This window comes from Chitinophagaceae bacterium (assembly GCA_016713085.1).
In the GTDB taxonomy this organism is placed as follows: domain Bacteria; phylum Bacteroidota; class Bacteroidia; order Chitinophagales; family Chitinophagaceae; genus Lacibacter.
On sequence record JADJPV010000006.1, the window covers coordinates 314855 to 332476 of the forward strand.

A 17622-nucleotide genomic window follows, 5' to 3' on the forward strand; every position below is an offset into this window, starting at 1 on the left:
TTCATTTCACAGCATTACAGATAACATAACTTTGATTTAAGACTACCAAAATGGCTTTATCTCTCACGATAAAGAAATTTCTGAATGAGACCGGTGATACATCCCGGTTTGCAGGTCGCTTCTTCTCACAGGCCTTACGGCCACGCTATGAGTTTTCAGAATTCTTCAGACAATGTTTTATTATAGGCTACAAGTCGCTGCCCCTGGTGGCTCTTACCGGCTTTATCATGGGTCTGGTATTAACCATGCAGCTGCGTCCTGCTTTATTAGACTATGGTGTAGAAAGTCAGTTACCCGAAATGGTGGGCATCGCTATTATAAGAGAAATCGGTCCTGTAATTACAGCATTGATATTTGCCGGTAAAATTGGCAGCAGTATTGGCGCAGAACTCGGCAGCATGAAAGTAACAGAGCAGATCGATGCCATGGAAGTAAGTGGTACCAATCCTTTTAAATACCTCGTTGTAACAAGAGTGCTGGCTACAACATTTATGCTGCCGGTGCTGGTTCTCTTGAGCGATGCTGTTTCATTATACGGTTCTTATATTGGAGTAAACATACGTGGCACAACAAGTTTCAGCCTTTTCTTTAAACTGGTGTTTGACGGATTATCGTTCAGCGATTTTGTTCCGGCATTGATTAAAACTTTTTTCTTTGGTTTTGCTGTTGGATTGATTGGATGTTACAAAGGTTACAATTCAAGCAAAGGAACAGAAGGTGTTGGGCGATCAGCCAATTCAGCTGTAGTATTAAGCTCTGTACTGGTGTTCATCATTGACCTGATTGTTGTACAGATAACCGATCTGTTGGGAATCAACTAAACAACATGCTGTACGAATCTGACATAAAAACAAATCAAACAAAAATCAGGACAGCTGATCCTGTTATCAGTATTTCACATCTGTACAAATCATTTGGAAAAAACAATGTGCTGATTGATTTCAATTTTACACTTTATAAAGGAGAGAATGTTGTTGTGCTGGGAAAATCAGGTTCCGGAAAATCAGTTTTAATTAAATGTATCATCGGTTTGCTGGAAGCTGACCAGGGAGAAATCACCGTGTTAGATAACAGCATTATCGAAATGAACAGTAAGGAACTTGATATTATGCGGGCTAAAGTGGGATTTCTTTTTCAGAGCAATGCCCTGTATGATTCAATGACAGTGAGAGAGAATCTTGAATTTCCACTGCGCCGGCACTGGATTCAGGTATCAGCTGAAGAAACCAATCATAAAGTAATGGAAGTATTGGGCAACGTTGGCCTTGCACATACGGTTGACATGATGCCGGCTGAACTATCGGGAGGGATGCGGAAACGGATTGCACTGGCAAGAACATTGATCCTTAATCCTGAGATTATGTTATACGATGAACCTACCACCGGTCTTGATCCCATCACCGGAAAAGAAATTAATAAGCTGATAGTTGAACTGGGAGAAAAATACAATACTTCAGCAATTATTATATCGCATGATATGAGCTGCATACACATGACAGCCGACAGAATTGTAATGCTGATTGATGGCAAATGTTATGCAGAAGGCTCCTTTGAAGAGCTGAAGAAAAACAACGATCCAAAAGTGAAACAATTTTTTGAATAATGGCAAAGCAAACGATCAACAATATTAAACTGGGCTTTTTTGTACTGGCAGGATTAGTTGCACTCATTATTGCATTGTACCTGATTGGCAGAGACACCAATCTTTTCAGCCGCAATTATACCCTCTATGCAAGATTTGAAAATACACAGGGCCTTACTCCCGGCAATAATATCCGTTACTCAGGTATCCAGGTTGGAACTGTAAAAAAAGTAAAAAATCCTGAATGATACACTGATTGAAGTAACGATGCTGATTGAAGAAAAGATGAAGAAATTCATTCATTTGAACGACCATGTAAGCATCAGCACCGATGGATTAATGGGTAACAGGCTGCTTAACATCACCCCTGCAAAAGATGGTTCTCCCTTAGCAAACGATGGCGATATGCTGGTTACAAAAAAAACAATTTCTACAGAAGAGATGCTGTCAACCCTGGATAAAACAAACAGGAATATTGCCATCATTTCAGAAGAATTGAAAAATACCGTTGAGCGGATTAACAACAGCAAAGCCTTGTGGGGGGTGCTTGAAAATGAAACCCTGCCCGCAAATCTTACCGCTTCGCTTAATAATATCCGCAGAGCAACAGTTAATGCCGATCAGATGGTGAAAAATATGCAGGGCATCATTGCAGATGTAAAAACCGGGAAGGGATCTCTTGGCAAAATAATATCCGATACAGCCATCGCTTACAATCTTAACAGTGCTATTGAAAAAATAAAACTGGTAAGCGATAATGCAGACCTGCTGGCTATTGAGTTAAACAATATTTCCCTTTCTGTGAAAAAAGAAATTAATGAAGGAAAGGGTCCGGTCAATGCAATGCTGAAAGATTCTGTTCTGGTGCTGAAACTAAACAACAGTTTAAGCAATATTGAAAAAGGCACAGCCGGCTTCAATGAAAATATGGAAGCCTTAAAAAACAATTTTCTTTTTAGGGGTTACTTCCGGCGTTTGGAACAGCAAAAGAAAGCAGAGGAAAAAAAGAAGCAGGCAAAAACAAACTGATCAGTGTTTCTCGTTATTTCTTTTATACAATCCAATCATTTCTCCAAAACCAATGATATACTCACTCATTGCTTTTTCAAGCTGAATCTTTTTCGTTTCTGAAGACAGGTTTAACAACTCATTCAGTGCATATACTTTAAAAAAGTATCGGTGTATACCGGAAGGCGGGCAGGGACCGGAATAATGATGTTGCAGAAAATCATTCAGACCTTCTGTACCCAGAACACAATTTTCCTTAATATGATGTGTAACCGGAATATTCCATACCAGCCAGTGCGACCATGTATGTATTGGCGCATCAGGGTCATCAACAATAACAGAAAGACATTTTGCTTCCTCAGGAATATCTTCAATATCTAATGGTGGATTTACATTTATTCCATCGCAGGTATAATAAGAAGGGATTAATTCATTTTCATTAAACACAGTACTGGTTACTCTTAATAATTTATAATCCACTTCTTTTGTTTCGTGTTTCATAATTTTTTATTTTTCCAGAATGTTTATGGCCCTTCGCCTGGTTCAGGCTCTTCATACAATGGTGTTTCAAACAAATCCTCATCAGGAATAATGTCAGATTCTTCTTCAGGCAATAAAGGAATTGCAGGCATAGAAGAAGGATCGGCTTCAGGCCTTATTTCGGGATGTGGAGTTGGGTTTGGTTTAATTGAAGGATCTTTCTTTGGCATGATTTACTGTTTTATCTGTTAAGAAAAAACACTGATTATTATATTCATTTCACTCCTAAACACCAAACGGATAAGTTTCCGGAACCTGATGTGTATCATGCGTAATATGCAAAGGATACAAAGCCCTTGTTTCATCGAGGTAAATAAATGCATCATATCGCAACGGTAAAATACTTGGCACATAATTTCCATACTTTTCATATTGCGGCTGATATACAACTCCAATAGCCCGGTGACCGATATGGTTTTCCATTAACTGATCATTTGAAGAAAAATCTTCCATCAGCAATAATTTATTCTCCTTCCCTGCTGCATGCAGTAAATATTCCCAGCTTCCTTTTACAGCTTCGGGCATTTGCACTGCATGCATGGGAGCGCCCCAATTTTGTCCTGCAATAACAGATCCTTTGTATGATCCAAACCCAACAAGTACAACACCTTTATCCTGATGTTGCAAACGAACAAGTTCTCCTGTATTATACATTCCTTCATCTGCCATATCTGTTGCTCTTGCATCACCGATATGTGTGTTGTGTTCCCATACAATTACTTTTGAATGTTCTCCATGAAATTTCAACAGGCGGTTCAGTGTATCTGCCATATGCCTGTCTCTTACATTCCAGCTATGAGGCCCACCCTGCACCATGGCCCTGTAATATCTTTCTGCATTTACAGCAATCATTGCATTCTGCTCAGCATTAAAAACATTTTCATGATCTGTATTGTACTGCGGCAATTTCAGCCTGATCGCTTTCAGCAGATGTACAACTTCATTTTCACATAACTCCGGGACAAAACGAACGGCGGATGCGTAAGCCCTGCCCTCATCTATCCTGTAAGGTTCAAAACAGCGAAAGGCTTCTTCAGCTATTTTATACGTGGCTATATCTGTTTTTTTTAAATACTGCATAATGCTTTCCATACTTTCCCATAAACTGTAAACATCCAATCCGTAAAAGCCTGCTTTTTTATTGGCTGGTAAATTTTCATTGTGCTTTCGAAGCCAGTCTGTCAGCGATACTGTTTCCCAGTTGGCCCACATCCAGGTAGGCCAGCGGTTGAATGCATGCAACACTTTGAAAGAAGATTTATTCTCAACATCGTAACCTTTAATGAAGCGGTTAACCCTGTAACAATCGGGCCAGTCACCCTCCACTGCAATAAAATTAAATCCCTTGTCTTCTACCAGTTTCCTGGTAATATAATTACGCCAGGTATAATATTCGTGTGTTCCGTGCGATGCTTCACCCAGCATAACAATACGTGAATCGCCAATGCGCTTAAACAGCGGCCCCAAATCATTTTCGTTGCTCAGAGAATAACTCAAATGCTTTATACTGTTAACTATTTCCGCCTCATCAAAATCAGCTTTTTTAGTAAAATAGTGTTTCATCGTTTTTTATTTATCCGTTAAACAGGCAGATTTCACGCTCATTTATACCTATTGCAGATCAGGCAAAAGGAACTTATTAAAGTAACCCCATTTCACTACCCATTCCAATGAGTTAAATCAAGCCATTGTTTGATGCAGATCATAGGAATCGGCAATGAATAAGAATAAATTTAGATAAGTAAAAAATTATCATTATGACACCCGGCACAACCATTACCACCCTGCACAACCTGCTGGATTATGAAGCCAGCAAATTCTCCAGTGCAGAAATTCAGTTAACACATGTGTTACCTGAATGGATCAGCAAAGCCAATTCCGAAATGCTGAAAAATATATTACAGAAATACCTGGATTATATTCATCAGCACCTCGAAAAACTTGAATTAATTATTGAAGAGGAGAATATTATTTCACTTGCACTCACCAATGCAGTAATGCGCACATACATTGAAGAAACCAGGGAAAAGCTGGCGATGTGCACAGATAAAGAAGTAGCAGATGCCTGCTTATTGTCAAGTATTCAAACCATCAATCATTTCAAGATCAGTGCATACGGAACTGCAGCAGCCTTTTCCAATATGCTTGAACTGGAAAAAACAGCAGCTTTCTTTCATGAAGCCGAAATAAGTGAAAAGCAGATTGATGACAGGTTGACACAATTAGCAAAATTTGAAATTAATGCTAAAGCAAAATTTCCGATTTCTTTACCCTGATAAAAAAGTAAAAATGGGTTTCCGTTTTCATCATGATGTACTTATTCCTGCGGGAAAAGTATCCCTTAATGGTGAACTGATAATTCCCAGTACAGCAGAAGGGATTGTAATTTTTTCACATGGTAGTGGCAGCAGCAGGTTCAGTGCACGCAACCGGATGGTAGCAGCCTCTCTTCACGAAAATAATTTCGGAACACTTTTATTTGATTTACTGACAAGAGAAGAAGATGCGAATTATCAAAATCGTTTCGATATTAATCTCTTAACAGAAAGATTATGTGATGCAGTAAAATGGCTGGCGAAACAACCTGCAGCAAAAAACTGCGGTATTGGATTTTTTGGGGCAAGCACAGGAGCTGCTTCTGCATTAAAAGCAGCAGTGAAATTACCTCATATAGATGCAGTGGTTTCAAGAGGTGGCAGACCTGATCTCGCTGGCAGAGACCTTCATAAAGTGAAAGCCCCAACTCTTTTCATTGTTGGCAGTCTCGATTATGAAGTATTGCTGCTCAATGAGGAAGCCTATGAAGAGTTAACCTGTGATAAGAAGTTTGAAATAGTGGAAGGCGCTACACACCTGTTTGAAGAACCCGGTAAAATGGAAATCGTATCAGGATTTGCAGCAGATTGGTTTGAAAAATATCTGCATACAGTAAATGCATAACCATTAATTGTAACATTATGATTTACTTTAAAAACAGGATAGATGCCGGATTACAGTTATCGGCCAAATTGAGAGGATTTCAGAACGATCCTGCGATCGTTTTAGCCGTACCAAGAGGTGGTGTACCCGTTGCTTTTGCTGTGGCCAGAGAATTGGGATTTCCGCTGGAACTTATTCTTACAAAAAAATTGGACACCCCATGAATAAAGAATATGCTATTGGGGCAGCAAGTATTAACGACTATTTTATTGTGCCACATGCAGATGTTTCAGATGAGTATCTCCACACAGAAATAGAACAGGTACAAACCAAGCTCAAAGAAATGTATGTAAAATTCATGGGCAACGAAAAACCGGAAGACCTGAAAGGAAAAACCGTTATTGTAATTGATGATGGTATTGCTACAGGCAACACTTTACTGGCTACTGTAAATGTGCTGCGTAAAAGTAAACCGGCAAAAATCATCATAGCTGCACCTGTTGCAACAGCTAATTCTGTTCAAAAACTTTCGCACCACGCTGACCAGGTAATAGCTGTAATAATCCCGGGAGAATTTTATGGTGTGGGTGCTTTTTATGAAGATTTTGAGCAGGTAAACGATGAGGAAGTAAAATACTATCTCGAAAAATTACGGGAATGGAAAAAAGCCGGTTAATAAACCCGCAAACAGGAAACAGGAATTTCTCAGCTCTTTAAATGGAACCTTTATGAAAAAGATAAACTTCATTGCTGTAATTCTCATTGCCATACTAATGAGTTGTACCACTACAAAAATTACCAGCACGTGGAAAGCAAATAATGTTGTTCCCAAACATTATAATAAAATACTTGTATTGGGTCTTATCAGGGATGCGGACAGGAGCCTTCAGGAAAAAATGGAAACACACCTGGTAAACGATCTGAAAGATATGGGATATAACGCCGTGAGTTCGCTGAGCGAATACGGGCCAAAAGCATTTGCTGATATGGAAGAAGCCGCAGCTATTTCAAAATTAAAGAAAGCGGAATTGAAGCGGTGATCACCATTGTACTACTTGACAAACAGAAAGAAAAAAATTATGTACCCGGACATACTTATTATTCTCCCTATGGTTTTTACTATAACCGTTTTTGGGGCTATTACGGAACCTTGAACCGAAGGATTTATGAACCCGGATATTATGTAACTGATACCAGGTATTTCTGGGAAAGTAATTTTTATGATATGAGTCAGCAAACACTGGTTTACTCAGTACAAACCCGTTCATTCGATCCTTCCAATTCAGAAAGCCTGGGTCATGAATACGGGCAGTTGATTATTGGTGATATGGTGAAGCATAATGTTTTGCTGAAATAAGCTTAACAAAAAAACAGGAATTGGAAACAAAGCAGGAAACTTGAAACGATTAAAATATTTCAAGTTTCCTGCCTTTACTTGTTCTCCTAATAATAATTGATCAGCACAATATGCAGATAGTTTTCTAAAACTCCTTCATCGGTAAACTCCACATCACCACCATTGGCCAGTACTTTTCCAGTACATCATCTACCGCATCTTTGATAACAGAAAACTGATTGGCAGAACCGGTTACGTCATACAGCACATCTTCAACACCTCCACGCTGGGCAGCATACATAAAATTCTTTTCCACTACCAGCAGCTGACCTTTATTCTGCATCGCATCACGCCATACTTCTTTGATACCAACAGCCAGTTTCTTTTTCCCGGCAGCTGCATCAATTTTATTCATCAGTTCTTTCTGTTTTCCTTTTTTCCACTCATCAACAAATGACTGCAGCAATTCTTTCAACTGAGTGATTGTGCTTTCTTCATAATTACCGTGGATATATGCTGCCACTGCTTTTTGATGCTTTGTAATCTGTTTAAACTGCCCCAGCAGTTTTTCAGCGCCCATCACAAATACAGGCAAATGATATTCATTCAGCACAACATCAAGTGAACTGTCAATATGATGAAGAAATTTATAAAGCAGGATTTCTTTACGGTCTGATACATCAGAAAAATTAGCTACCCGTTCCGGTGCTTCATTTTCATATGCATCTATTGTTTCCGGCTGATCAGAAATGATCCGCATAAAATCGCCGTTATTGCCAAAATACATCCGGCTTTCCTTACCGCTCAGCAGCAATACAAGATATTTATGCAGTTGTTTTTTGCTGTATACAAGATCCCGTATTTCAAACGATTCATCAATGATGATCTTTGCTTCCACTGCTACATCCAGGTACAAAACCCTTTCAAACACAGGAGAAACATAAACTGCAATTCCTTTTTTGTTTTTATCCACTTTTACATTTTTAATAACCCCACTCAGCTTTTGCAGTATCAGGGCAGAAATTTCTGCAGGATAATTGTCAATAATTCCTGTTCAACTTTATCCGTTGCAATTTTAAAGGCATATTTCAACTCTGTTTCCAGGTTTATTTTCGGCACAAATGGAATAATAACTGAAACAGAAGGCCTGTAGTGCAGAGCTTCCATTACTTCACGTATTTCGGAATCAATATTTGTGTTCATACAATTTCATTTATTCCCTAAGCTATCCGAATTAATGTTCTTAAACTATGACATTCATCACCGATTCCTTTGATGCTGAACATAAAGAAGCACCAAACGCTTTCAGTACTTTGTAAGAGTAAATGAACCATCCTGAAAATAATCTGAAGCTTTCGATGATCTTTCACAGTATGGCCGATTGCTACAGCTATCTTGGAAAGGAAGAACGCTTTCGTGCCATTGCTTATGAAAATGTGGCTAAAATGCTGCACAATATGACTGAGGATATTACCCTCTATGCAACAGATATCAAAACACTCGACAAACTTGGCGGCATTGGAGAAAGCATTGCAGAAAAAATCATTGAGTACCTGCGTACAGGAAAAATAAAAGCATATGAAAATTTACGGAAACAGGTTCCCTTTGACCTTCTGGAGTTAATGAATATAACCGGGTTTGGTCCGGCTACGCTGAAAAGCCTGCATGAAAATTTACAGATCAGCAGCCGTGATGAACTGATAGATGCAATAAAAAAAGGCAAACTCAAACATATCAAAGGATTTGGTTCTGCCAGAATTGAAAATATGATCAAAGCACTGAAGCTTGGAAAAGACGGGCAGAAAAGGATCTTATTGAAAGATGCAGAAGTAATTGGGAAAACAATCCTCTCGGAATTAAAGAAAATTCCGGAAATCCACAGAGCCGAACTGGCGGGCAGCTTACGCAGGAAGAAAGAAACAATCGGTGATATAGATATTGTAATTACTGCTGATGCAAAAGACCGGAGAAAAATCATCCGTAAATTCATTTCGCTCCCTCTGGTTGAAAGGGTTTTAGCTGCCGGAAGAACAAAAGCCAGCGTACTTATCAAAAAAAAACAGGTGCAGGTTGACATCCGGATTGTTGATGACCGTGAATTCGGAGCTGCTATGTTATACTTTACCGGATCAAAAGAGCACAATATAAAACTTAGAACAATGGCCAGGGAACGTGGCTTCAAAATCAATGAATACGGCATTTTTGACTCAGCAGGGAAATGGCTTGCCGGCAATACAGAAGAGGATATGTACCGGTTTTTAGACCTGCACTACATATCTCCTGAAACAAGGCTTGATAGCGGCGAAATTGAAAAAGCCCGAATTGCCTGAGTTTCAGAATTTTTTTCCTGATTTTGATCATGTCATTAACTGCTGCCTGTCATTTTCATTTATGCCATAAAGTATGAATTTTGAACTCTCAAAAGGCATTATATGAAAAAGATATTATTGGCTTTTGATGGAACTCATTTCTCAACCGGTGCTTTTGAATTTGCCCGGAAGCTAAATGAAATGGAACCTGTACTGGTTACCGGTGCCTTCTTGCCACAGGCACAAGCCGCTAACCTCTGGAGTTATGCTGACGGTATGAGTGGTCCGATGTTTATTCCACTTGTTGAAGGAACAGACACGGAACTGATGAAGGCAAACATTGCAAAGTTTGAAATGCTTTGCCAGAAACATGGAATGGAATACAGGGTGCATGAAGATGATTTTGATTTTGCACTGCCTGAGTTGAAAGAGGAAACAAGATTTGCAGATTTGCTGATTATTGGCAGTGAGGTCTTTTACAAGAATCTGGGCGGTAAGCTCAATGAATACCTGCAGGATGTGTTGCACGGTTCAGAATGCCCGGTGCTGGTTGTACCGGAAACATATGATTTCCCTGAAACAATTATTCTCAGTTATGACGGAACTGGTTCATCAGTATACGCCATTAAACAGTTTGCTTACCTGTTCCCTGAAATGAGCAAAAAGCCAGCCTTGTTGGTTTATGCACGTGAAGATGGAAAGAACGAGTTTCCCAAACAGTCGAACATTGAAGAATTGACTGCAAGGCATTACAGCGACTTAACAATGATGAAGCTGGATATGCCACCAAAGAAATTCTTTGGTACCTGGATGGGCAACAGAAAAGGAGCATTACTGGTTTCCGGAGCATTTGGCCGGTCAGGTGTTTCTCAATTGATTAAAAAAAGCTTTATATCCGATGTAATAGCAGATCATCATCTGCCTGTGTTTATCACACATCGTTAACTTTTGGTTGGTTATTGTTTCAACGGGCTGGTTTTTTAACTGGCCCTTTCTTTTTTCCCAATGATGAGGGTCATGCACCTGCTTTATATGCATCATTGGCCGGAAGCTCCTTTCCTGTTATGTTTATACTGTTTCTTACACTTAATTAAAATGTACTAAGTCATGTATCATTTTATTTCTTACTTCAGACTTCTGTAAACAACAGATTATTCTTCACAATAAAAAACTCATCTCATGAAAAAGAATATGGGTAATACTGACAGAATCATCCGCTTAAGTGTTGCAGGTATCCTGGCACTGCTTTGGTTTCAGAATATGGTTACCGGCACATGGGGTATTGTTATGCTTGCTTTTGCAACAGTATTTGCTGTAACAGGTACTGCAGGCTTTTGTCCGTTGTACACTTTGTTTGGCATCAGCAGCTGCCCGGCAAAAAGAAACTGATACAAAATAAAAGACAAGCTTCCCGTTAGTTTATATGCAAAGAAGAACGTAAATAGCCGTTTATTTAAACAAATTGCCCTGCCATGAAACTGAACAAAGAATGGCATCTGAAAAACCGTATGCCCGAAAAAGCAACTCTTGAGCAACGGATTGCCTGGCATCTTGAACATGCAAAAAATTGCAGTTGCAGAGAAATGTCTGAGAAGCTGAAAGAAGAAATGAGAAAAAGAAAAATCAAATTCTGAAGAAAATGCTCAAGTATTTGCTGGCCCTGGTTATTGCAATTCATGGGCTGATTCATTTAATAGGCTATGCCAAAACATACGGCTACGGAAATTTTCCTCAGTTAACGAAATCTGTTTCAAAACCCGTTGGCAGCTTGTGGCTAATAGCTGCCATTCATTTTATAACAGTGGCAATTTTTTATATGCTGGGAAAAGAAGGTTGGTGGATGGTTGCCATTCCTGCACTTATTATTTCGCAAACATTGATTTTTATATTTTGGAAAGTTGCAAAAATGGGTACAGTTGCAAACCTGATTATTCTGATACCTTTAATAATTGCCACAGCAAGTTGGCAAATGAAGAGGACTTATACTGCTGAAGTAAAGCAAATGTTGCCGCAACCCGGTTCAGCAAACAATACCATCCTTACACAACAAATGCTTACACCATTGCCACCAGTTGTACAAAAATGGCTCCGCCGATCAGGTGTAGTTGGCAGAGAAAACATACAACAGATTTCTTTGCAACAAACCGGTGAAATGACGACCAAACAAAATGGCAGCTTGATACCGTTTACTGCAGAACAATATTTTACCACAGACAAACCTTCATTTAACTGGCGAACAACGATTCGTCCATCTCCCGTTCTGCTGATGACTGGAAGAGATAAATATGAAAATGGCAAAGGCCATATGCTCATCAAGGCTTACAGCCTGTTCCCTGTTGTTAATGCAAAGGGAAAAGAAATTGACCAGGGATCAATGCTCAGGTACCTGGCAGAAATATGCTGGTTTCCTTCCGCAGCATTAAGCAAGCATATTCATTGGGAAGCTGTTGATTCTGTTTCAGCAAAAGCAACTATGAGTTATGGCGGCATCACAGCATCTGGTGTATTTATCTTTAACAATGATGGCGACATGCTGAGTTTTGAAGCTGACCGTTATTATGTTGCCAATAAAAATACGAGATTGGAAAAATGGCTCATCAGCTGCAAAAGCTATACAGTATTTAATGACATTCGTATTCCATCGCAATGTGAAGTAACATGGAAATTAAAGGCCGGTGATTATACATGGCTGAAAGTTACCATCACAGGCATTGTGTATAATAAGGATGTTCCTGAAAAAAAGTAAGACTGTAACAATTGAACGTATTGCAACAGAATGAATCAGTAACTTAGCAATGTATGGATTCAATTACCCACATAGCCATCGGCGCCTGCGTTGGTGAAGCATTTTTTGAAAAAGGTTTCGGAAAAAAAGCAATGCTCTGGGGAGCGTTGGCTCAAAGCATTCCTGATATTGATTTTATTTCATCCATCTGGATGAACACTTCCGAAGACCTGCTGGCCCACCGTGGTTTTACACATTCCATTTTATTTGCACTGCTCATTGTTCCTGTGTTTGCAATGACGGCCGACAGAATTCACAGGCCACATAATATCTCCTTCAAAAAATGGATTCTCTTTTTTGCAGCAGAAGTTTTTCTTCATTTATTCCTTGATGTATTTAATAAATATGGTATCGGCTGGCTAGAACAATTCACCCATCAAAGATTTTCCTTCAACACAATTTATGTAGCCGATATTTTCTTTTCTATCTGGCCGGGTATTGCACTGCTGATGCTGGCTACCCTTCATCGTTTCAATCGCACAAGAAAGTTCTGGTGGAAGTTTGGCCTGTTTCTTCCTCTTATTTATCTCGGCTATTGCAGCTTCAATAAAATAAACATCAACCGTGAGGTGAAAGAAATCTTTGCCAAACAGCATATTGCACATGCCAGGTATTTCACCACTCCTACTCCGCTTAACAACTGGTTATGGTTTGTAGTGGCTGGAAATGATACAGGATATTATGTTGGCTTCCGTTCTGTTTTTGATTCAAAGCCAACTATGAGTTTTGAATACTTTCCCAGAAATGATTCTTTGCTGAAACCTGTTAGTGATCATGAAGACCTGCAAAAACTTATCCGTTTTTCACAACAGTTTTATACAGTTGAAAATGGAATGATACACTGGTGTTCAATGATCTGCGGTTTGGACAAATCCTTGGCTGGCAAAATCCAAGAGAACGGTTTGTATTTCATTACTTCCTTCAGCATCCTGATGAGAATAAACTGGTTGTGCAGCGTGGCCGCTTTACCGGCTGGGATTGGGATGCAGCAAAATTTCTGTTCAACCGTATTAAAGGGAATTAGTTACGCTGTTTAAAATAAAAGGTAAACAGGTAAAATACAAACCTGATCATTTCATAACAGAACTTTTGCCATACACGTTTAATGAATGTATTGTGAAGCTCAAACTCTTTTTCGGTAATGAGTTTACAATCAGCAGCAATAATTTCTTCCAGTGTTTGCTCTACCTGTTTTGCAAAAGAACTGTTCTGTACATCAAGGTTCAATTCAACACTTGCATAGGCACTGATATTATTTACATTGTATGAACCAACCGTTACAAACTTCGAATCATAAGTACTTAATTTGCCATGCAGAATATTTGGCTGATACTCGTATAGTTCTATATTGTTTTTAAACATCCATCTGTATAAATACCGCTCCGCATGTTTGGCTGTAGCTACATCACTTGGTCCTGCAGCAATCACTTTTATCTTCACTCCTCTCTTTACAGCATTCGCCATATTTTTCCTGAATGGTCTTCCCGGTAAGAAATAACTTGACATCATGGTGATATGCGACTCAGCTTTCGTAAACATTTCCGAAATAACTTCTGCTGATCTGGTTTTACCTCTACCCAATCGTTACGCCCCTCACCCTTACCAAGCATTCATTTGAATGTGTTTTTACAACTTCATCTTCATTCAGCACCTGGTATTTCTTTTCCCCAACCCGATTTATTCCAGCAATCTACACAGAGATTGAACAGCTCTGCACTTACTTCACCCTCACTGTACAATGCCCAATCAAGCCATGCCTTTTCGCCGGGCATATCATTATATCGATTGCTGATATTAACACCACCAACCAGGCTATGCATTGCATCTGTTACAACTAACTTATGATGAAGTCTCCGTCCAAAATAAAAATAGGGGCTTCTGAAAATGGGTTCAAACCAGCGAAAAAAAACACCGCTGCTCTTTAACTGGTGAATAAATTCTTTGCTGAGATCCTGGGATGCATATCCATCGAGCAACAGGTACACCTTCACTCCTTTTTGTGCTGCTTTTATCAATGCCGTAGCTACCTGTTTACCGGTTTCATCCTCTTCAAAAATATAGGTTTGTAAATGGATGCTTTGCTGAGCTTTATCAATCAACTCAAGTAATAGTGAAAAATATTCGCTTCCTCCACGTATAAGCTGAACCCTGTTGTGAGAGCTGTAAGCTGAAGAAACAAAAAGTTGTTTACCGGATGACATTCATCTCAAGTTAACATTTATCTTTTTTCAAACCGTCCTGATTTTTCTTTGATCTTTATCCTGTACACAATGGGTTTAATTCGTTCTGCATCGCTGATTTCACTTTCTACATGATGCTCGTGGGTATGAACAGTAGAACTGGTTTTCATTGGAAATACACGGTTATACAAAATATGCCTGGCTTTTTCAGCTTCTTCTCCGGTTAGCTCTTCAAATACGCCCAGAACAATAACGCTTTGCCAGTTAGCCATATCTGTCATCTGATCCACCTCAAAACAAACATTCGGATTTTTTCGCAACACATCCAGTTTCATTCCTTCTTTTGTTTGCCCATAAATATATGAACCATCAAAGGTGTAGGTTAAAGGAACTAAATAAGGCTGATCACCTGCACTGCAGGCAAGTCTTCCGATAACCTGGCTCGAAAGCAGGTTATTCATCTGATGTTCATCTAAGTGACCAAGCATAATACAGGATTAATATGGTGAGCAATTGAAGTAATCTAAGCTAACCAGATAGCAAGACAATTATGCTGATGTTCATCAACCCACGGGTTGACCTTACTCATTGCAATTGAAAGAGTATACTATTAACTTCAACACATGAACACATTTGAATCACATATACACGGTAATAAACCAGTGATTATTGACTTCTTTGCAGAATGGTGCGGCCCCTGTAAAATGATGACTCCTGTGTTACAGGAAGTAAAAGCAAAAATTGGTGATCGTGTAACAATTCTGAAAATGGATATTGATAAAAATCCGGGATTTGCCCATCAATATCATATCCAGGCTGTTCCCACTTTACTGATGATAAAAAAAGGGCATGTTATCTGGCGAAAGAGCGGCGTAGTTCCGGCTCATGAAATTTTACAGCATCTCGATTCAGTCATGAGCTGACAAAACCTGCAAATGAAATAAAAGCCGGACAATTCCGGCTTTTATTATATCAGTACTTGAATAAATTTATATGAACCTTCAATTCGATATATGGAAAATGCTGGCCGGGGTTGCTGTTTTTTTATTAGGGATGAATTTTATAGAAAAATCACTGAAACAAATTGCCGGACGTTCATTTAAACTTTTTCTCAAAAAACAAACTTCACATAAACTAAGAGCAATTGGCGGAGGAGCAGTTGTAACAGCATTGCTGCAAAGCAGCAGTATTGTAAACCTGATGATCCTTGCTTTTGTCGGCAGTGGTGTACTACAGATGCAAAATGCGTTAGCTGTCATGCTGGGCAGTAATATCGGCACAACTTTAACCAGCTGGATTGTGGCAACAGCAGGTTTTCAGCTTAACATTGAAAGTTTTGCCTTACCCGTTACAGGAGTTGCGGGATTAACCATGATGCTGTCCGGTAAGCAAAGCCGGCTGCATAATTTCAGCCAGTTCCTGTTTGGTTTCAGTTTTCTTTTTGTGGGATTGAATTATATGAAAGATGCGGTGGAAGCATTGGTGAAGGAAGTTGACCTTTCGCAGTTTAATCAATACCCCTTATTTATTTTTTTGCTAATTGGCATTGCAGTAACATCATTGATACAATCCAGCTCGGCAACAATGGCCATAATACTTTCAGCATTATACGTCAATGCTATTGGCCTCTTACCTGCCATGGCCATTGCACTGGGCTCTGAAATTGGCACCACTGTTAAATTGCTGATTGCGTCATCAGGAGGGCTTCCCGCCAAAAAAAGAGTTGCATGGGGAAATTTTCTCATCAACAGTATTACATCAGTCCTTTTTTTTTTTGTGCTGAAACCAATTCATCTGTTCATTACAGAAACCGCTTCCTTAACTGATCCCGTTATAGCAATTGTCGTCTTCCAGACATTTGCCAACTTTTTTGGTATCCTTTTATTTTATCCTTTTCTGGGAGTATTTGGAAACTTTTTGGAAAAAAGATTTACCAGGGAAAAAGATGACACATTATTCATTCATAAGGTAAAACTGTCTGAGCCGGAGCTGGCAATGGCAGCCATGGAAAAAGAAACTACAGGTTTTATCTATATCGTTACTCAGTTTAGCCTGCAGGTATTTAACCTGCAGAACGATTTTTAGCAAAGGAATATGTACACATATCAGTTTTCTGAAAATGAATACTGCAGAAAATATGAGTACATCAAACATGTTCATGGCGAAATTTACTCCGCCTTTTATGTTCACCTGCAAACAGCCGACTGGCAGGAAGCGGACATTAAACACCTCAACAGACTTGTATCAGCTGTAAGAAATGGCATGTATGCAGCAAAAAACATGAAAGATGCCATGCATGATGTTGAACTGTTACGCAACTCCTCAAATGACATTAAATTTTCTGTATTCCGGGAAACCAGCGAAAAAACAAAACTGTTTTATGAAGAATTATTAGCTCTGCTTCTTCAAAAAGACGGAATGCCGCTTTTCAACAAACTGGCGGCATTGTACAAAGAGGTGATACAGAGGTATACGGAAGAGTTGAATCAGCTTTACAAAAAACATGTTTTACAAAACCTGAGTGAAACAGAGATTTCCACTATTATCAATTACAACAGAGAATTATACTCTTCTTACAAATCAATTATACTGGCTGCAAAAGATGTTTTACTCACAGAAAATGAAGCAGAATCTTTTGATGAGCTGCCGGGCAGCATCAGGTAAATATGATGTTAAAAAAGTTATATCAAAAACAATCGTGGCTGTTTCTGACATTAATCATTGTTTACCGGTGTTATGTTGAATTAACTTTATAATTGTACTTCCTGTTGCAGCTGTTACATAATTTTATTAAATGCTGGGCAAACTAAACAACGAAGAGATTGAAGAGTTGCTGCAAAACAACAACATGGGCCGTATAGGTTGCAGCAGCGGCAGGAAAACATATGTTGTTCCTGTTAATTATGTGTACGATGGGAAAAGCATTATTGCCCACTCCGTTGAAGGAATGAAAATAAAATGAT

25 protein-coding genes and 2 pseudogenes are annotated in these 17622 nt (G+C 39.1%); 19 read left to right on the plus strand and 8 right to left on the minus strand.

The window, feature by feature from the left end:
• The first annotated feature begins 50 nt into the window (after positions 1-50).
• From IPK31_22005 to IPK31_22020, 4 genes are read left to right on the plus strand one after another with little or no spacing between them, the layout of a single operon-like run.
• Positions 51-821, plus strand: a complete 771-nt coding sequence (locus tag IPK31_22005; GenBank protein ID MBK8090344.1) for an ABC transporter permease — start codon at positions 51-53, stop codon at positions 819-821.
• A 5-nt stretch (positions 822-826) separates the two neighbouring features.
• Positions 827-1603, plus strand: a complete 777-nt coding sequence (locus IPK31_22010; GenBank protein MBK8090345.1) for an ATP-binding cassette domain-containing protein — start codon at positions 827-829, stop codon at positions 1601-1603.
• Positions 1603-1830, plus strand: coding sequence for an MCE family protein (locus tag IPK31_22015; GenBank protein ID MBK8090346.1), 228 nt, complete (start codon positions 1603-1605; stop codon positions 1828-1830). The genes IPK31_22010 and IPK31_22015 overlap by 1 nt, the downstream gene beginning before the upstream one ends.
• A gap of 19 nt (positions 1831-1849) precedes the next feature.
• On the plus strand, positions 1850-2611 hold the full coding sequence (locus IPK31_22020) for an MCE family protein (GenBank protein ID MBK8090347.1): 762 nt from the start codon (positions 1850-1852) through the stop codon (positions 2609-2611).
• Here the strand turns inward: IPK31_22020 and IPK31_22025 are convergent, their stop codons facing one another.
• The 3 genes from IPK31_22025 to IPK31_22035 are packed head-to-tail and all read right to left on the minus strand — an operon-like array spanning position 2612 to position 4693.
• Entirely contained in the window at positions 2612-3091 is a 480-nt protein-coding gene (locus IPK31_22025; GenBank protein ID MBK8090348.1) for a YbhB/YbcL family Raf kinase inhibitor-like protein, read from the minus strand.
• Between the two features lie 23 nt (positions 3092-3114).
• Positions 3115-3300 carry a hypothetical protein gene (locus tag IPK31_22030; GenBank protein MBK8090349.1) on the minus strand — a complete coding sequence of 62 codons (186 nt, stop codon included), beginning with the start codon at positions 3298-3300 and terminating at the stop codon, positions 3115-3117.
• A gap of 55 nt (positions 3301-3355) precedes the next feature.
• Entirely contained in the window at positions 3356-4693 is a 1338-nt protein-coding gene (locus tag IPK31_22035) for an erythromycin esterase family protein (GenBank protein MBK8090350.1), read from the minus strand.
• A gap of 194 nt (positions 4694-4887) precedes the next feature.
• Between IPK31_22035 and IPK31_22040 the strand changes: the two genes are divergently transcribed.
• From IPK31_22040 to IPK31_22060, 5 genes and pseudogenes are all read left to right on the plus strand, one after another.
• Positions 4888-5406, plus strand: coding sequence for a DUF892 family protein (locus IPK31_22040; GenBank protein ID MBK8090351.1), 519 nt, complete (start codon positions 4888-4890; stop codon positions 5404-5406).
• Between the two features lie 13 nt (positions 5407-5419).
• Entirely contained in the window at positions 5420-6070 is a 651-nt protein-coding gene (locus IPK31_22045; GenBank protein ID MBK8090352.1) for a dienelactone hydrolase family protein, read from the plus strand.
• Positions 6071-6087: 17 nt separating this feature from the next.
• Positions 6088-6725, plus strand: a pseudogene (locus IPK31_22050) (phosphoribosyltransferase).
• A gap of 52 nt (positions 6726-6777) precedes the next feature.
• On the plus strand, positions 6778-7089 hold the full coding sequence (locus IPK31_22055) for a hypothetical protein (protein ID MBK8090353.1): 312 nt from the start codon (positions 6778-6780) through the stop codon (positions 7087-7089).
• The gene (locus IPK31_22060) at positions 7086-7406 is read left to right on the plus strand and encodes a hypothetical protein (protein MBK8090354.1); all 321 of its coding nucleotides are present in this window, start codon (positions 7086-7088) and stop codon (positions 7404-7406) included. The genes IPK31_22055 and IPK31_22060 overlap by 4 nt, the downstream gene beginning before the upstream one ends.
• 124 nt (positions 7407-7530) lie before the next feature.
• On the opposite strand, the gene IPK31_22065 is transcribed toward IPK31_22060, so the two are convergent.
• Both IPK31_22065 and IPK31_22070 read right to left on the minus strand, forming a co-directional pair.
• Positions 7531-8358, minus strand: coding sequence for a hypothetical protein (locus IPK31_22065; GenBank protein MBK8090355.1), 828 nt, complete (start codon positions 8356-8358; stop codon positions 7531-7533).
• A gap of 38 nt (positions 8359-8396) precedes the next feature.
• Entirely contained in the window at positions 8397-8588 is a 192-nt protein-coding gene (locus IPK31_22070) for a hypothetical protein (protein MBK8090356.1), read from the minus strand.
• A 122-nt stretch (positions 8589-8710) separates the two neighbouring features.
• Here IPK31_22070 and IPK31_22075 point away from each other — a divergent pair, with 122 nt between their 5' ends.
• The 6 genes and pseudogenes from IPK31_22075 to IPK31_22100 all read left to right on the plus strand — a co-directional run bounded on the left by IPK31_22075 (position 8711) and on the right by IPK31_22100 (position 13503).
• Positions 8711-9715, plus strand: a complete 1005-nt coding sequence (locus tag IPK31_22075; GenBank protein MBK8090357.1) for a hypothetical protein — start codon at positions 8711-8713, stop codon at positions 9713-9715.
• A 102-nt stretch (positions 9716-9817) separates the two neighbouring features.
• Entirely contained in the window at positions 9818-10639 is an 822-nt protein-coding gene (locus IPK31_22080; protein ID MBK8090358.1) for a universal stress protein, read from the plus strand.
• A 234-nt stretch (positions 10640-10873) separates the two neighbouring features.
• Complete coding sequence (locus IPK31_22085) at positions 10874-11083, plus strand: DUF2892 domain-containing protein (protein ID MBK8090359.1); 210 nt, start codon at positions 10874-10876, stop codon at positions 11081-11083.
• A gap of 83 nt (positions 11084-11166) precedes the next feature.
• Positions 11167-11328, plus strand: coding sequence for a hypothetical protein (locus IPK31_22090; GenBank protein MBK8090360.1), 162 nt, complete (start codon positions 11167-11169; stop codon positions 11326-11328).
• Positions 11329-11333: 5 nt separating this feature from the next.
• Positions 11334-12440 (plus strand): hypothetical protein, encoded by a 1107-nt coding sequence (locus tag IPK31_22095; GenBank protein ID MBK8090361.1) that lies wholly within the window; start codon positions 11334-11336, stop codon positions 12438-12440.
• A 53-nt stretch (positions 12441-12493) separates the two neighbouring features.
• A pseudogene (locus IPK31_22100) lies at positions 12494-13503 on the plus strand (metal-dependent hydrolase).
• Here IPK31_22100 and IPK31_22105 read toward each other — a convergent pair.
• From IPK31_22105 to IPK31_22115, 3 genes are all read right to left on the minus strand, one after another.
• Positions 13500-14018: a hypothetical protein gene (locus tag IPK31_22105; GenBank protein ID MBK8090362.1), complete on the minus strand. Its 519-nt coding sequence runs from the start codon at positions 14016-14018 to the stop codon at positions 13500-13502. The pseudogene IPK31_22100 and the gene IPK31_22105 overlap by 4 nt on opposite strands.
• 101 nt (positions 14019-14119) lie before the next feature.
• Complete coding sequence (locus IPK31_22110; protein MBK8090363.1) at positions 14120-14680, minus strand: hypothetical protein; 561 nt, start codon at positions 14678-14680, stop codon at positions 14120-14122.
• Positions 14681-14697: 17 nt separating this feature from the next.
• A complete protein-coding gene (locus tag IPK31_22115; protein ID MBK8090364.1) occupies positions 14698-15147 on the minus strand; it encodes a pyridoxamine 5'-phosphate oxidase family protein in 450 nt (149 codons plus the stop codon).
• Between the two features lie 135 nt (positions 15148-15282).
• Here IPK31_22115 and trxA point away from each other — a divergent pair, with 135 nt between their 5' ends.
• The 4 genes from trxA (at position 15283) to IPK31_22135 (ending at position 17621) form a co-directional block, all read left to right on the plus strand.
• Positions 15283-15582: a thioredoxin gene (gene trxA, locus IPK31_22120; GenBank protein ID MBK8090365.1), complete on the plus strand. Its 300-nt coding sequence runs from the start codon at positions 15283-15285 to the stop codon at positions 15580-15582.
• Positions 15583-15652: 70 nt separating this feature from the next.
• Complete coding sequence (locus IPK31_22125; GenBank protein ID MBK8090366.1) at positions 15653-16744, plus strand: Na/Pi cotransporter family protein; 1092 nt, start codon at positions 15653-15655, stop codon at positions 16742-16744.
• 9 nt (positions 16745-16753) lie between these two features.
• Positions 16754-17323 carry a hypothetical protein gene (locus IPK31_22130; GenBank protein ID MBK8090367.1) on the plus strand — a complete coding sequence of 190 codons (570 nt, stop codon included), beginning with the start codon at positions 16754-16756 and terminating at the stop codon, positions 17321-17323.
• Between the two features lie 130 nt (positions 17324-17453).
• The gene (locus IPK31_22135; protein MBK8090368.1) at positions 17454-17621 is read left to right on the plus strand and encodes a pyridoxamine 5'-phosphate oxidase family protein; all 168 of its coding nucleotides are present in this window, start codon (positions 17454-17456) and stop codon (positions 17619-17621) included.
• Position 17622: the final 1 nt, after the last annotated feature.

Coding starts and splice junctions, on each gene's coding strand:
- IPK31_22005 (MBK8090344.1), top strand. CDS start 51: ATGGCTTTATCTCTCACGATAAAGAAATTTCTGAATGAGACCGGTGAT.
- IPK31_22010 (MBK8090345.1), top strand. CDS start 827: ATGCTGTACGAATCTGACATAAAAACAAATCAAACAAAAATCAGGACA.
- IPK31_22015 (MBK8090346.1), top strand. CDS start 1,603: ATGGCAAAGCAAACGATCAACAATATTAAACTGGGCTTTTTTGTACTG.
- IPK31_22020 (MBK8090347.1), top strand. CDS start 1,850: ATGCTGATTGAAGAAAAGATGAAGAAATTCATTCATTTGAACGACCAT.
- IPK31_22025 (MBK8090348.1), bottom strand. CDS start 3,091: ATGAAACACGAAACAAAAGAAGTGGATTATAAATTATTAAGAGTAACC.
- IPK31_22030 (MBK8090349.1), bottom strand. CDS start 3,300: ATGCCAAAGAAAGATCCTTCAATTAAACCAAACCCAACTCCACATCCC.
- IPK31_22035 (MBK8090350.1), bottom strand. CDS start 4,693: ATGAAACACTATTTTACTAAAAAAGCTGATTTTGATGAGGCGGAAATA.
- IPK31_22040 (MBK8090351.1), top strand. CDS start 4,888: ATGACACCCGGCACAACCATTACCACCCTGCACAACCTGCTGGATTAT.
- IPK31_22045 (MBK8090352.1), top strand. CDS start 5,420: ATGGGTTTCCGTTTTCATCATGATGTACTTATTCCTGCGGGAAAAGTA.
- IPK31_22055 (MBK8090353.1), top strand. CDS start 6,778: ATGAAAAAGATAAACTTCATTGCTGTAATTCTCATTGCCATACTAATG.
- IPK31_22070 (MBK8090356.1), bottom strand. CDS start 8,588: ATGAACACAAATATTGATTCCGAAATACGTGAAGTAATGGAAGCTCTG.
- IPK31_22075 (MBK8090357.1), top strand. CDS start 8,711: ATGAACCATCCTGAAAATAATCTGAAGCTTTCGATGATCTTTCACAGT.
- IPK31_22080 (MBK8090358.1), top strand. CDS start 9,818: ATGAAAAAGATATTATTGGCTTTTGATGGAACTCATTTCTCAACCGGT.
- IPK31_22085 (MBK8090359.1), top strand. CDS start 10,874: ATGAAAAAGAATATGGGTAATACTGACAGAATCATCCGCTTAAGTGTT.
- IPK31_22090 (MBK8090360.1), top strand. CDS start 11,167: ATGAAACTGAACAAAGAATGGCATCTGAAAAACCGTATGCCCGAAAAA.
- IPK31_22095 (MBK8090361.1), top strand. CDS start 11,334: ATGCTCAAGTATTTGCTGGCCCTGGTTATTGCAATTCATGGGCTGATT.
- IPK31_22105 (MBK8090362.1), bottom strand. CDS start 14,018: ATGTTTACGAAAGCTGAGTCGCATATCACCATGATGTCAAGTTATTTC.
- IPK31_22110 (MBK8090363.1), bottom strand. CDS start 14,680: ATGTCATCCGGTAAACAACTTTTTGTTTCTTCAGCTTACAGCTCTCAC.
- IPK31_22115 (MBK8090364.1), bottom strand. CDS start 15,147: ATGCTTGGTCACTTAGATGAACATCAGATGAATAACCTGCTTTCGAGC.
- trxA (MBK8090365.1), top strand. CDS start 15,283: ATGAACACATTTGAATCACATATACACGGTAATAAACCAGTGATTATT.
- IPK31_22125 (MBK8090366.1), top strand. CDS start 15,653: ATGAACCTTCAATTCGATATATGGAAAATGCTGGCCGGGGTTGCTGTT.
- IPK31_22130 (MBK8090367.1), top strand. CDS start 16,754: ATGTACACATATCAGTTTTCTGAAAATGAATACTGCAGAAAATATGAG.
- IPK31_22135 (MBK8090368.1), top strand. CDS start 17,454: ATGCTGGGCAAACTAAACAACGAAGAGATTGAAGAGTTGCTGCAAAAC.